Raw genomic sequence first — 13,063 nt, 5'->3', positions numbered from 1 at the left:
GGACAAAGGCGTGCCGGTGCAGCTGGAGGGATGGGACACATGGTTTCGGAAGCGCCGCCCTTCTGGTGGACGAAAGCCGACTGGCGGGCCTGGAGCCTGTGGCCGGTCTCGCTCGTTTATGGCAGCATTGCCGGCCGGCGCATGGCCCGTGCAAAGCCGCCGAGCGTTGCCGTTCCCGTCTTCTGTGTCGGCAATTTCACCGTCGGCGGGGCCGGCAAGACCCCGACGGCGCTGGCGATTGCCAAGGCCGCCAAGGCCAAAGGACTGACGCCCGGTTTCCTCAGCCGCGGTTATGGCGGTTCACTCGACGTGACCACCCGGGTTGATCCGCATCACCACCGCGCCGATGCGGTGGGCGACGAACCGCTGCTGCTGGCGCAAGAGGCGATCACCGTGATTGCCCGCCGCCGCCATCAGGGCGCCGAGCGGCTGGTGGCGGAGGGTGTCGATTTCATCATCATGGATGACGGGTTCCAGAGCGCCCGCCTGCGCATCGATTTTGCCCTGGTGGTGGTCGATTCCGGCCGTGGTATCGGCAATGGCCATATCGTGCCCGCCGGACCGGTACGCGCGCCGTTGCGCCAGCAGATGCTGCAGATGTCGTCGCTGCTCAGGGTCGGGCAGGGGGAGGCCGCCGATCCGCTGGTGCGCCGTGCCGCGCGAGCCGGCAAGCCGGTGCGTGTCGCCAGCCTCGTGCCGCGCCCCGCACCGGAGATCAGGGATCGCCCGCTGCTTGCTTTTGCCGGCATTGCCGATCCCGGCAAGTTCTACCGCACGGTGGAGAGCCTCGGCGGAAAGATCGCGCTGACGCGTGACTTTCCGGATCACCATTATTTCAGCGAGGATGAGCTGACTGACCTGATGACGGATGCCGACAAGGCCGGTCTGACGCTGGTGACGACGGCCAAGGATGCAGCCCGCCTTGCCGGCCATCACGGCGCTGCCGAGACGCTTCTGGCGCGGGTCAGGATCGTCGAGGTCGAGATGGTCTTCGACGATCCGCAGGCGCCGGCCAAGATGATCGACGAGGCGCTCGCCCGTTGCAAGGCGCGGCTGCTGCAGGAAAAGCGCGGTTCGTAAAGTCCGGGCTCAGGCGCGCGTCTGGTTTGGCAGAATGCCGGCGCGTTTGTCGGCTTCCAGCGAAGCGGCGCAATCGGCATAGGCCTCCTGCCGTGCAACGCTCCAGTAGCGCAGTTCGTCCACCGGGATCGTCGAACCGGTGATGGCGCAGGTCACGAAGGCACCCGGCGACTGGATCTGGTAGTCGCCATCCAGGTAACGGATCTTGGCTTCCCGATGGCCACCGCCTTCGAACCGGTTCATTGTGCGTCTCCTGCGGAATGTCATATCGTTTCTGCTCTATCGCCGGGGCGCTTGGAAGGCCAGACCTCTTGGCGTGTCCTGTGACACAAAATTGTCAGCTGCGGCCGAACAGGCGCTCGATGTCGCTGAGTTTCAGCTCGATATAGGTGGGCCGTCCGTGATTGCACTGGCCGGAACCGGGCGTCGCCTCCATCTCGCGCAACAGCGCGTTCATCTCTTCGGGTCGTAGCCGGCGACCGGAACGCACCGAACCGTGGCAGGCCATGGTGGCGGCAATGTGCTCCAGCCGGCTTTTGAGGCCCGATGCCGTGTTCCACTCGCTGACCTCGTCGGCAAGATCGCGCACCAGCCGGTTGGCGTCCACCTCGCCGAGCAGCGAGGGTGTCTCGCGCACCGCGACCGCGCCGGGCCCGAAACGTTCGATGACAAGGCCGAGTTTTTCCAGATCCCGCGCATGCACCATCAGCCGGTCGCAGTCCTCTTCCGGCAGATCAATGATCTCCGGGATCAGCAGCACCTGTGAGGGCAGGCGGTCCGTTTCCAGCGCCTTGCGCATGGCCTCGAAGACCAGCCGCTCATGGGCGGCATGCTGGTCGACGATGACGAGTCCGTCCTCGGTCTGGGCGACGATATAGTTTTCGTGCAGCTGTGCGCGGGCGGCACCCAGCCGGTAGCGGGTGGCAAGCTCCACCGGTTGCGCGGCCGTTTCGCCTTGGGGAATGTCCGCGGCGGGCAGGGTGGTATCGGCACGGGCGGCGGGCGACAGCAGTGGTTCGAAGGCACTCTGCCGCTGTTCGGCAAAACAGGATGCGGCCGTCGTTCCCGCAGGCATGCTCATCGGGCGGAAAGGAGAGGCAGCCGCGCTCCAGTTGAGGTTCGAGGCGGGACGCGGTGCGCCGCTGCCGAAACCGGGCCGGAAGGCGCCGAGAAGCCCGCTGGCGCTGGTGGTGGCGGCCCGGTCGCCTTCCCGCGACAGCGCCTCGCGGATGGCGCCGACGATCAGTCCGCGCACGAGGCCCGGATCGCGGAACCGCACATCGGCTTTCGCCGGATGCACGTTGACATCGACGAGCGCCGGATCGAGCGTCAGGGACAGAACGGCGACGGGATAACGGCCTGCCGGGATCGTTTCGGCATAGGCGCCGCGGATGGCGGACAGGATCAGCTTGTCCTGCACTGGCCGGCCGTTGACGAAGGCGTATTGGTGGCCGGAATTGCCGCGGTTGAAGGTCGGCACGCCGGCAAAGCCTTTGAGCCCGACCTCTTCGCGCAACGCATCGATCTCGATCGCATTGTCCTTGAACTCCGCCCCCAGCACCTGTGCCATGCGGGCCAGCGGATCGCCGGGCGTGGCGGGAAATTCGAGCGTCGTGCGGTCGGCGCCCGACAGAACGAAGCGCACCTGCGGAAAGGCGATCGCCATGCGCTTGATCACCTCGGTGATCGCGCCGGCTTCGGCCCGTTCGGTCTTCATGAATTTCAGCCGCGCAGGCGTGGCAAAAAAGATGTCGCGCACCTCCACCACGGTGCCCTGGTTGGCGGCCGCCGGCCGGACCGGGGACATCCTGCCGCCGGTGACCGAGATCTCGACGCCGGTTTCTGCCCCTCTCGGGCGGCTGGTGATCGAAAGCTTGGCAACAGAGCCGATGGAGGGCAAAGCCTCGCCGCGAAAACCGAGCGTGCGGATGTCGTCGAGCGACTGGTCGATCTTCGAGGTGCAGTGGCGGCGCACTGCCAGCTCCAGATCGCCCGCATCCATGCCGCAGCCGTTGTCGGTGATGCGGATCAGGCTTTTGCCGCCGCCGGCGGTGGCGATCTCGATGCGGGTCGCGCCGGCATCGATGGCGTTTTCGACCAGTTCCTTGACCGCACTCGCAGGCCGTTCGATGACCTCGCCGGCGGCGATCTGGTTGATGAGTGTTTCGGGAAGCTGTTTGACGGGCATGTGCCATTGTCTCGCATCCGGCGTCCGGTTGGAAGGCTTGAAACTCCGCATGCCCAATTTTCTGACCGTTAATTGCGACTTAACGCAAAGCCGATAATTGTTCATTTTGGAACGTCCAGGGCAGCTTCACGCCAGCGTGGTCGGTGTATGGTCCTGCAGTGAAAGAGCAGTGGGGTTCGAGCGGTTATGCGTAGCCGTATGGCGAAAAGGGGTTGAGGATATGCGACCGGCACTGGTGAACAGCCGGCCCGGCCTGTTTGGGGTTTCGTCCTGCACCCGGATGCGCAATCATGGGTGAGGGGATTCCCTTGGGCGAATTCGCCGAAACCTATCTGCTGGACATCATCGCCGACACCATTTCCGGCGCGGTGCTTCTTTATGATCGCAACGACACGATTGTGTTTGCGAGTGCACAGCTGCGCAATTTCCTGCCTGCGCTCCCCGTCATCCCGGCCCGCGGAACACGGCTTCGCGATGTTTTCGGTGCGATCTTCGACAATGGCGGTTATGCGCCGAAACCCTCCTCCGCAACAAATCACCGCCATCCCGCCAGCCGCGAGGATTGGGTGGCCGGCGAAATCGCATCCCTGTGGAAGGAACGGGCGGAAACGGTGGTCAACCGTGGCGGCGACCGCTGGATGAGCCTGGCCAAACGCCGGCTGCCCAACGGTTATGGTATCTGCATTTTCCGCGACGTATCGGATGTGCGCAAACGCGAGGAGCAGTGGCGCGCGGATCTGGAGCGGGTCCAGGTCACCGAGGAAATCCTCGACCACCTGCCGTTCCCGGTGATCGTCAAGGATCGCAAGCTGACCTATGTCGCGATCAACCAGGCGGCCTGCAGTCTCTACGACCTGGTGCCGGAAGCGATCCTTGGCCGCAACACCATCGATCTGCATGTAAAAGACTTTGCCCAGCGGGTCGACCAGGCGGATCGCCAGGTCCTCGAAACCGGTGCCTCCTCACAGATCGCGGAAAACGTTATCCGTCCGGACGGCACATCCGGCATGCTGATTACCCACAAGTTCCGGATCGGCAAACCGGGCCGTTACCTGGTGGTCACGGCCATGGAGGATCTGTCGGGCGCGGTGGAAGCGGGCTTCCAGCCGGAACGTCTGTTCGCTGGCCTCGAGGGTCTCGATTTCGTCCATTCGGACATGCGCCATGTCGTGAAGGACGAAAAAGCGCCCGCCTCGACATCCGGTCCGCGCGATGTCGCCGGCTGCAAGGTGCTTCTGGTGACGGAATCGGAGTCTATGGAGGAGACGGGCGTGGGCCTTCTGCTCCGGGCGGGCCTTGATGCGACGGCCGCGCGCAGCGTGGACGAGCTGAACGCCATCGTCCAGATCGCCGAGGAACGTCAGGTGCGTATCGATCTGATCGTGGTGGATGGCGCGATGGACGTGGCCTGCCTTGAGGCCGCCCAGGCGACCGGCATCGACTGCGCCATCATCGAAGCCTTCCAGCTCGAAACGGAACTGGTCAGGCTTGTCACACGTCACCTGCAAACCTTTGCTGCGGCATCACCGCCGGCGACCCCGGAACCCGACTGGCAGATCGCGCAGACCGCATCCATCGACGTGCTCGTCGCCGAGGACAATCCGGTGAACCAGATCGTCTTCTCGCAGATTCTCGAGGGTTTTGGTTATCGTTATGCAATCGCTGCCGATGGCGAGGAGGCCGTGCGTCTGTGGCGCGAGCTCAATCCGCGCCTCATCCTGATGGATATCACGCTGCCGGTCCTGAACGGCTTCGAGGCGGCATCCAAGATCCGCGAAACGGAGGAGGTCGCCGGTCGCACGCCGATCATCGGCGTTCTCTCGCCGGCCATCGAAGGTGACCGGGATGCCTGCTGGGCCGCCGGAATGAATGATGTCGTTATGAAACCGCTCAGTCCCGATGCGCTGGAGGAAAAGTTCCGTCAGTATATGGGAGAAGATTTCCGCAAGTGGCGCCATAGCATCGGCAACTGAAATCCGTCATTGCAACGCTATAATTTTCTTAATCTTTCAGCCGCATGCTTGCGCCAAACCCAAAGATGCGGCGGGGCATTACATGATATCGGCGGGTCAACCGTTGCCACAGGTCACCGAGAACGAACTGAAGGTCATGGCCTATCGTGATTCGTTGACCGGTCTGGGTAACCGGCACCGCATGCGCGAGAAGGTCATGGCCATTGCGGCCGAGCGGGCGGAAGACCCCGCACCCTTCACCATCGGCATTGCCAATCTCGACGGATTCAAACCCATCAACGACCTGTTCGGGTCGCAGGCGGGGGATGAAATTCTCTGCCAGGTGGCGCATCGGCTGAAGGCCTGTATTCCGGATGGCGCCACCGTGACCCGCCACGACGGCGACGAATTCGCCTTTCTCCTGCCTCTGGTCTTCGAAAAGAACGGCGCCGAGCGGCTCGGCCAAATGATCAAGGAGGTGCTGTCGGCGCCGTATGATCTCGGTGATCGAAACGTCCGCCTCTCGGCCTCCTTCGGTTTTGCCATCTACCCCTTTGCCGGCGAGGAATTCGAGGAACTGCTGAAGAGTGCGGAAACGGCGCTTTACCGGTCGAAGCGCCGCGGGCGTGGACAGATCACCGTCTATTCCCGCGAGATCGCCCAGGAAATGAAGCGGTCGACGCAGCTCGAACAGGCCCTGCGCAACGCCATCATCGCCGATACCGTCGAGGTGCACTTCCAGCCGATCGTGCGCATTCGTGACGAGGCGGTGGTGGGTTTCGAGGCGCTGGCCCGCTGGATCGATGCGGATCTCGGATTTGTGTCGCCCGCCGTCTTCGTGCCGCTGGCCGAAGAACGGGGTTTCATCGACGCCCTGTCCGATACGCTGCTGCGCAAGGCAGCCGAAGCGGCACTCTCGTGGCCGCGCGAACTCTTCCTGTCTTTCAACCTCTCTTCCGCCCAGCTGATGGATCCCGGCACGGCGCCGTCGATCCTGGCAACGCTCGGGCGTGTCGGGCTTGATCCGAACCGGGTCGAACTGGAGATCACCGAGACGGCGGTGATGACGTCCGCCGATACGGCCGAACGGATCATCGGCGAATTGCGCCATGCCGGCGTCAGGATTTCGCTCGACGATTTCGGCACTGGCCAGTCGAGCCTCGGGCGGTTGCGTGATTTCACCTTCGACAAGGTCAAGATCGACCGCGCCTTTGTCTCGCGCATCACGACGGATCGCACGTCGGAGCACATCGTCAAGGCCATCATTGCCATGTGCGACGGCCTTGACCTGCAGGTGGTGGCCGAAGGCATCGAAGAGAAGGCGGACGCCGACAAGCTGAAGGCGCTCGGCTGTACCATGGGGCAGGGTTATTATTACGGCCGGCCGGTGGATGCGGCGGCAACGCTCCGGTACTTGGAGAGCCACTACCGAGACTTCGGCTTTCTGGAATGCCAACGCGAGCGGGCCTGACACCCCCGCTCGGACGGCCCTTCCATAACAAATCCTCTCTCTGAACATGCCAAAGGGCGGCGCGATGGCGCCACCCTTCAGCGATGCGATGGTAAGCTTGTCCGTTAGGGACGGGTCGTGGTCGCCGGGGCAGTCGCACCGCCAGCAGCCGGAGCCGTGGTGGAGGACGTCGTGGTGCCGTCCGTCGAGGCCTGGTCGTCCAGCGTCTGGAATTCCGGCGCGGACTTCAGCATTTCTGCCGTTTCCGTGGTCGTCAGGCGAACCTGGTTGTTTTCGGTGTCGCGGCTCATGGTGACCTTGCTCATCGGCAGGGCGACGTTCTTTTCGCCAATACCGAGGAAGCCGCCGACGCCGACCACGACAGCTGCGATGCCGCCGTTTTCTTCGAGGATCAGGTCGTTGACGTCACCGATCGAGTTGTTTTCGCCGTTGTAGATGGCCTTGCCGATGTAGTCGTTGGCGCTGACCTGCGTTTCGGACTGCTGCGTCAGGTATTCACCGGAGGCGGCACCCATGGTGCCGGCAGCGTTGTTCGTGCCCATCGCACCGGTGTTGGAATTCATCGAACCGCCGGTGGCATTCGGCTTCATCGTATCCGTCTGCGCCGAGGGCGCTGCGGGCGTGGCCGGGTTCGTTGTGCTCGTCTGTGCCAGTGCCGGAGCCACTGCGGTGGAAGCCATCAGAATGGCGGTGGCCGCCAGGGTGCTCAATGTCTTCTTCATCTCGAACCTACCTTTCTTCGGTTGCTTTCGAAGCGCGGCGCTTGGGGTCTGCCGCGCCGGTTCGAGCCTTCAATGCGATCCGATGGAGGTTGGTTCCGAGGCAATATGATGAAAAAATAGGCGGAAAATGCCGGAACATTTCCGCCCATCCGGTGTTAGGTGCCCTCGCGCATGGCGGGCGTCTCGGAGCCGTCTTAGAGACGATAGGAGGGTTCGTGGCGCCCGGAGACGGCAATGCCGAGATCGAAGACGGTCCCGGCGAGCGTGTCGGACTGGCGTTCTTCGGCCGTTGCGCCTTCGAAGGCCGTGGTGGCAAACAGCCGATCCGCCTTGGCGCCGGCAAAGGCCGGGCAGGAGACCCGGCTGGTCGGCAGCGCATAACGGGCGATCAGCTGACCATCGGCCGAAAAGCGCTCGATGCAGGACTGTCCCCAGCGGGCATTCCACACCGTTCCCTCGTTGTCGCACACGGCGCCATCGGCACCGCCCGGCCTGCTGCTCGTATCCACGAAGAGCTTTGCTTCGCCTGAAGGAAGTCCGGTCGCCGGGTCGAGCGGCACCCGCATGATCCTGTTGACACGGGTATCGGTGAAATAACCGGTCGTGCCATCGGGAGAGAAGCAGATGGCGTTCGGAATGCTGATGCCGGTGAACAGCCGGGTCACCGTCCCCTGTGCCACGTGATAGATGGAACCCGCGCCGTCCTGTGCCTTCAGGCCCATGGTGCCGATCCACAGGGCGCCGGACGGGTGCACGCGCCCGTCATTGGAGCGGCTGCCCATGTGTGCCGGTTCCAGCTCGACATGGAGATCGAAAGCGCCGGAGCGCACGTCGCGGATCATCAGGCCGCGTTCGGAGGCGATCAACTGGCGGTCGCCGTCGATCCGCGCCAGAACGCTTGCCTTGAAGGGCAGCGTGTGAACCTTCTTTTCGCCGCTGGCCAGCGACAGCTCATGCAGTTCCTTGCCGAGGATGTTGAACCAGTAGAAGGTATCCGTGTGCGGATCGTAGGTCGGGCCTTCGCCGAGTTCGGATGTGGAACTGCACAGGGCTTTCCCCTGGAATGCGATTGTCTCCGTCATGCCGTGCCTCCGATCGCGCGGTCATAGGCTTCGATGGTCAAGCGGGCGCGTTCGGCCACATCCTTGGCGCTCATGCCGGGTTTGTAGAGGCTGGACCCCAGTCCGAAGGCGGTGATCCCGCCCTTGATGTAATCGGCGAAGTTCGTTTCCGACACGCCACCAACAGCGGCAATCACGAGATCCTTCGGCAAAACGGCGCGGATCGCGTTGATACCGGAGGGGCCAAGCACGCTGGCGGGGAAGAATTTCAGCCCCGTGGCACCGGCGCGGGCGGCGGCGAGTGCTTCGGTTGCGGTAAAGCATCCGGGCAGTGTCACCATGCCGCGTGCGGCGGCTGCTTCAATGACGGCTGGCTCGACATTCGGACTGACCATCAGCCGGCCGCCGGCGGCATCCAGCGATGCGACGTCGTCAACGGTCAGCACGGTTCCTGCACCGATCAGGCAATCTGCCGGCGCGAGTTTGGCGGCGATCTCGATCGACCGGAACGGATCCGGCGAATTGAGCGGGATTTCGATCGCGGTGAAGCCGGTCTCGATCAGCCCGCCGACGACCTCTTCGGTTTCCTCGGGTTTCAGGCCGCGCAGGATGGCGACCAGGGGCCGCTGCATCTGGGGGAAGGGAATGCGGGTCATGCCGGTTATCTTTCGCTCGTGAAGAAAAGGGATTGGGCTGCTGCGGAGAGGCCACGACGAACGGCAAGATCGGCATCCATCGTCTGATAGGCAAGCCCCTTGGCGCGAAGGGCCGCCTCATAAAGCCCCTGCAGCCTGCCGGATGCCACCAGTTGCACGGTGGATTCGCGGCCGGCAATCGAAAGCCCGCCGGCAATTTCCGCCCCGATCAGCGTGCCCGACAGACGGGCGGCGGCGCCTGTGGCGTCCAGCCCGTGCAGCAACTGGCCGGAGCGCACCGTGAAGATCAGATTGGTCAGCATCGCGGGATTGGCGCTTGCCGCAAGCACGGCGGCCTGAAAGCTCGGATGATCGCCATCGAAGCTTCCGGCCTCTGCCACCGCATGCTTGAGGATGGATTGTTTGGCCAGCACGTCGAAGACTTCGCCGGTCATGAAGGAGGAAAAGGCCATCACGGTTTCGTTGCGCACGCTCACCCATTTCGAATGGGTGCCCGGCATGCAGACCAGCCGTTCGGTCAGCGTGGTGTCGGCCGAGCCGAGCAACTGCGTTTCCTCACCGCGCATCACGTCCGGTGCGGAGTCGTGACGCTGGGCAATGCCCGGCAGGATACGGATGTCTCGCCCCTGTCCCTCGACGGAGGCGGCAGCGGTGAGGACGGCGGTAAGCTTCGCCGGCACATCCACATAACCCGCCTCCACCCAGCCCTGGCGGGCGCCTGCCATGCCGCAGATGATCACCGGCAGCGAAGAGGGGGCCGAGACGGCGGCGAGATGCCCGTTCAGCACTTCGGCAAAACCCAGCGATGCTGCCGTCGTCATGCCTTCGCCGCTGCGGCGTTCGGCAAGCACCGTATCCTCGGCGCTCATCAGCCAAAGCCGGAAACTGGATGTGCCCCAGTCCACGGCCACGTAAGCGGCTTCACTCATCTAAAGGGTTCCTCCATCAACGATGATCGATTGGGCCGTCATGCCCGCGGAGGCGGACGAGGCCAGGAAAAGACAGGGGCCGACCATATCTTCTGCCAGAAGCGTGCGCTTCAGGCACTGGCGATCAAGCATCGTGGCAATGCTTTCGTCCGTCAGCCACAGTTCCTTCTGCCGTTCGGTCACCACCATGCCGGGCAGGATCGCGTTGACGCGCACCCCCTGAGGGCCGAGTCGTCCGGCAAGGCTCTTCGTCAACCCCAGAATGCCGGCCTTGGCCGCGGCATAACTCGGCAGGCTTCCCATGTTGAGCAGGAAGGCGATCGAGGACAGGTTGACGATGGCACCGTGACCGTCACGGATGAGATGCGGGGCAGCCGCCTGCGCGGCAAAGAACATCTGCTTCAGATTGATTGCCTGGTTGTCGTCCCAATAGTCTTCGGTGACGTCGGCGAGATCGTGCCGGTCGTCCCAGCCGGCATTGTTGACCAGCACTCCAAGGCCGCCGAAGGTTGAAGCCGCCGTCTCGACGCAGGTTTTGACCGCGTCCACGTCGCGCAGATCCGCCTTGAGATAAAGGACGGGATGGCGGGCCGTTTCGTTGAGCGATGCGGCCAGGGTCCGGCTTGCCGTTTCGGAAATGTCGATGAAGGCGACCTTGGCCCCCTGTTCGCTGAAGGCGCGGACAAAGGCGGCGCCGATACCCGAGCCGCCGCCGGTTACAAGAACCCCGCGATCGCGCAGGTCCGGGTAGGAGGGTGTGAATTCAGCCACGGCAGGATCCTGTTCCACTATTTGGAACTATGTTTGACTATCCGGAATAAAGCGACTAAACCTGTTGCCTGTCAAGCGTCAACCATGCCGCTTCAGGGGCCAGACATGACCAAGCGCACCATGCTGCATGACGCGACGGAGGAGACCCGGGATCAGTCTCAGCCAGCGGATCGGGCGTTGTTGTCGGCAGACACCGGAACCCTCGGCAAGGCGATCGCGCTCGTGGAGCTTGTCTGCTGCGCCGACCAGCCATTGCGGTTCAGCGACATCCTGCGCCTGACGGATCAGCCACGCGGCAGTCTGCACCGTCAGTTGAAACACCTTGTCCTCGAAGGGCTGCTGGATCTGTCCCCCGATGGCACATATGCGGCCGGTCTGCGCCTCCTCAATTTCGCCTCGCGGGCTTGGGCGCAGAATTCCGCGCGCAAGGTGGCAGAGCCGCATTTGCGCCGCCTGCAGGACCTGACGGGAGAGACCGTTCATTTCGGCGCCCTGCGCGGGGCAGATATCATCTATCTCGACAAACTGGAAAGCCGGCAGACCGTGCGGATGCATTCGCAGGTCGGCAATGCCTCGCCCGTCTATTGCACGGGCATCGGCAAGGCGGCCCTTTCGACGCTGGAGGATGCGCGCGTGCAGCAGATGGTGCGGACCCTGCAGTTTTTTCCGTTCACGCCGAAGACGATTCTGGATCCGGAAACGCTTCTCGCAGAAATCCGCGCCATACGCACACAGGGGTTTGCCTATGACCGGGAGGAGCATCAGCCGGGGATCTGCTGTGTGGCGGCCCCCATCTGCGCCGTCTCGCGTGGTTTCGTCGGCGGCGTTTCGGTCACCGCTCCGGCCTTCCGGGCGCAGGAGGCGCAATTGCGTGACTGGGCGCGTCCGGTTCTGTCGGCGGCAGCGCGGATCGAGGCTGATCTCGCCGTGGCGCTGGCGCCCCGTTGATCTTGCGTGCCGCCTATAAGTTTTTAGGGGTCAATTGACCAACTATTTTCTCAGTTAAGAATCCGATAGGTTGTTTCATAATAAGTCGAAGTCGCTTGATTTCCGCAAGACCCGCTGCCGTACACTCGGGGTTTTTAGAGGCAGATATTTGTTAGAAGGCAAATGAAATGGATCTCCGGTCCTTGCAGAAGAAAAAATTTTCGTTGTACGAATCTATTTTGGAAATCTCGAAATTTGATACGCAGTTCGACATCCTGCGTCTCATGCGCAACGTCTCGGAACACTATGGGTTCAAGTATTTCGTAGTGTTCACGCTTCCGGCCCGCACGGTTTTGGATCTCAGCGCAAGTACCGTCATTACAAATCTCCCGGCGGAATTTATTGCTCTATTTGACAAACATCAGCTGCTGCAAACAAGTCCTTTGTTGCATAAGCTGCGTGGGACGACTCTTCCGATCTGCTATAGGGTCTCCGAGGTTGGACGGGAACGCGCAAGCGCCGCTGTTCCCGATATCTTCAGCCAGTTCGACTTTATCTGTGGTCTTGCCGTTCCCGTACATGATGTAAATGGCAAGCGCGGGGTGGTCGGTTTCATGGGGAATCGGTCCGATCTCGCACCCAATGAAATCATGGAGCTGTCTTATCTGTCGACGCACGTCTACGACCGGTTGGCGGCGATCTGCTCGATCGACGTTCGCGTTGCCGAAACGCTGAGCGAACGTGAACTGGATTGCGTAAACTGGACCGCGGCCGGAAAAACGAGCGCGGAAATCGCCGATATCCTCAACCTCTCGGAACATACGGTCAACCATTACCTCAACCGCGCAACTCGCAAGCTGAATGCGGTCAACCGCACCCAGGCTGTGGCCAAGGCCTTCCGGCTTGGGCTGGTGAAATAGGCGCCCCTTATGCTGATTTTTCGTGCGCTGCACAAATTTGTGGCGCCGGTCTCGCGCATTCCTGCCGTAATCGCGTGGTTTGCGACCGAATCATCGGCAATCTTGATCTGGCACGCATCCTGCATCGCTATGGCAGGTCCAGAGGGGACTTAAAAAGCGTCCCAAGAGGCGCGACAAAAGAAAAGCCGCCGTTGAGGCCATGCGCGTGATCTGTCGCTGCAGGCCTGGACGGCGGCTTCTTTGTCCTTGTTCCTGGCTGTCCCCGGAGGCGCGCGCCGGCGGGTGTGACGGCATCAATCGGGAAATCTTGTTGCTCCTGCCCCACGCCCGCACCTATATGTCTGTCCAAGGAAAACCCGTCGGGACGCAATCGGTCCGGCAGGAGT

General features: G+C 62.7%; 12 protein-coding genes. 5 read left to right on the top strand and 7 right to left on the bottom strand.

The window, feature by feature from the left end:
• The first annotated feature begins 39 nt into the window (after positions 1 to 39).
• Positions 40 to 1,080, top strand: a complete 1,041-nt coding sequence (gene lpxK / locus OU993_RS03365) for a tetraacyldisaccharide 4'-kinase (RefSeq protein WP_268154839.1) — start codon at positions 40 to 42, stop codon at positions 1,078 to 1,080.
• Positions 1,081 to 1,089: 9 nt separating this feature from the next.
• Here the strand turns inward: lpxK and OU993_RS03360 are convergent, their stop codons facing one another.
• Together OU993_RS03360 and mutL are read right to left on the bottom strand one after the other, a co-directional pair.
• Positions 1,090 to 1,323, bottom strand: a complete 234-nt coding sequence (locus OU993_RS03360; RefSeq protein WP_268154838.1) for a DUF2093 domain-containing protein — start codon at positions 1,321 to 1,323, stop codon at positions 1,090 to 1,092.
• 94 nt (positions 1,324 to 1,417) lie between these two features.
• Positions 1,418 to 3,268 (bottom strand): DNA mismatch repair endonuclease MutL, encoded by a 1,851-nt coding sequence (gene mutL / locus OU993_RS03355; protein ID WP_268157486.1) that lies wholly within the window; start codon positions 3,266 to 3,268, stop codon positions 1,418 to 1,420.
• A gap of 290 nt (positions 3,269 to 3,558) precedes the next feature.
• Here mutL and OU993_RS03350 point away from each other — a divergent pair, with 290 nt between their 5' ends.
• Both OU993_RS03350 and OU993_RS03345 read left to right on the top strand, forming a co-directional pair.
• On the top strand, positions 3,559 to 5,241 hold the full coding sequence (locus tag OU993_RS03350; RefSeq protein ID WP_268154837.1) for a response regulator: 1,683 nt from the start codon (positions 3,559 to 3,561) through the stop codon (positions 5,239 to 5,241).
• Positions 5,242 to 5,323: 82 nt separating this feature from the next.
• Positions 5,324 to 6,691 (top strand): putative bifunctional diguanylate cyclase/phosphodiesterase, encoded by a 1,368-nt coding sequence (locus OU993_RS03345; RefSeq protein ID WP_268154836.1) that lies wholly within the window; start codon positions 5,324 to 5,326, stop codon positions 6,689 to 6,691.
• 104 nt (positions 6,692 to 6,795) lie between these two features.
• Here OU993_RS03345 and OU993_RS03340 read toward each other — a convergent pair whose 3' ends face one another.
• From OU993_RS03340 to OU993_RS03320, 5 genes are all read right to left on the bottom strand, one after another.
• A complete protein-coding gene (locus OU993_RS03340) occupies positions 6,796 to 7,413 on the bottom strand; it encodes a PRC-barrel domain-containing protein (RefSeq protein WP_268154835.1) in 618 nt (205 codons plus the stop codon).
• Between the two features lie 194 nt (positions 7,414 to 7,607).
• A complete protein-coding gene (locus OU993_RS03335) occupies positions 7,608 to 8,495 on the bottom strand; it encodes an SMP-30/gluconolactonase/LRE family protein (RefSeq protein WP_268154834.1) in 888 nt (295 codons plus the stop codon).
• Positions 8,492 to 9,130: a 2-dehydro-3-deoxy-6-phosphogalactonate aldolase gene (locus OU993_RS03330; protein ID WP_268154832.1), complete on the bottom strand. Its 639-nt coding sequence runs from the start codon at positions 9,128 to 9,130 to the stop codon at positions 8,492 to 8,494. Before OU993_RS03330 ends, OU993_RS03335 begins: the two co-directional genes overlap by 4 nt.
• A gap of 5 nt (positions 9,131 to 9,135) precedes the next feature.
• Positions 9,136 to 10,059: a 2-dehydro-3-deoxygalactonokinase gene (locus OU993_RS03325; RefSeq protein ID WP_268154831.1), complete on the bottom strand. Its 924-nt coding sequence runs from the start codon at positions 10,057 to 10,059 to the stop codon at positions 9,136 to 9,138.
• Entirely contained in the window at positions 10,060 to 10,830 is a 771-nt protein-coding gene (locus OU993_RS03320; RefSeq protein ID WP_268154830.1) for an SDR family NAD(P)-dependent oxidoreductase, read from the bottom strand.
• Positions 10,831 to 10,950: 120 nt separating this feature from the next.
• On the opposite strand from OU993_RS03320, the gene OU993_RS03315 reads away from it, so the two are divergent.
• Together OU993_RS03315 and OU993_RS03310 are read left to right on the top strand one after the other, a co-directional pair.
• Positions 10,951 to 11,778 (top strand): IclR family transcriptional regulator, encoded by an 828-nt coding sequence (locus tag OU993_RS03315; protein WP_442792922.1) that lies wholly within the window; start codon positions 10,951 to 10,953, stop codon positions 11,776 to 11,778.
• Positions 11,779 to 11,945: 167 nt separating this feature from the next.
• A complete protein-coding gene (locus OU993_RS03310) occupies positions 11,946 to 12,677 on the top strand; it encodes a LuxR family transcriptional regulator (RefSeq protein ID WP_268154828.1) in 732 nt (243 codons plus the stop codon).
• Positions 12,678 to 13,063 lie beyond the last annotated feature (386 nt).

Source organism: Rhizobium sp. SL86 (assembly GCF_026672545.1).
Taxonomy (GTDB): Bacteria; Pseudomonadota; Alphaproteobacteria; order Rhizobiales; family Rhizobiaceae; genus Neorhizobium.
This window is presented reverse-complemented; position numbering and strand designations above follow the sequence as displayed.

Coding starts and splice junctions, on each gene's coding strand:
- lpxK (WP_268154839.1), top strand. CDS start 40: ATGGTTTCGGAAGCGCCGCCCTTCTGGTGGACGAAAGCCGACTGGCGG.
- OU993_RS03360 (WP_268154838.1), bottom strand. CDS start 1,323: ATGAACCGGTTCGAAGGCGGTGGCCATCGGGAAGCCAAGATCCGTTAC.
- mutL (WP_268157486.1), bottom strand. CDS start 3,268: ATGCCCGTCAAACAGCTTCCCGAAACACTCATCAACCAGATCGCCGCC.
- OU993_RS03350 (WP_268154837.1), top strand. CDS start 3,559: ATGGGTGAGGGGATTCCCTTGGGCGAATTCGCCGAAACCTATCTGCTG.
- OU993_RS03345 (WP_268154836.1), top strand. CDS start 5,324: ATGATATCGGCGGGTCAACCGTTGCCACAGGTCACCGAGAACGAACTG.
- OU993_RS03340 (WP_268154835.1), bottom strand. CDS start 7,413: ATGAAGAAGACATTGAGCACCCTGGCGGCCACCGCCATTCTGATGGCT.
- OU993_RS03335 (WP_268154834.1), bottom strand. CDS start 8,495: ATGACGGAGACAATCGCATTCCAGGGGAAAGCCCTGTGCAGTTCCACA.
- OU993_RS03330 (WP_268154832.1), bottom strand. CDS start 9,130: ATGACCCGCATTCCCTTCCCCCAGATGCAGCGGCCCCTGGTCGCCATC.
- OU993_RS03325 (WP_268154831.1), bottom strand. CDS start 10,059: ATGAGTGAAGCCGCTTACGTGGCCGTGGACTGGGGCACATCCAGTTTC.
- OU993_RS03315 (WP_442792922.1), top strand. CDS start 10,951: ATGCTGCATGACGCGACGGAGGAGACCCGGGATCAGTCTCAGCCAGCG.
- OU993_RS03310 (WP_268154828.1), top strand. CDS start 11,946: ATGGATCTCCGGTCCTTGCAGAAGAAAAAATTTTCGTTGTACGAATCT.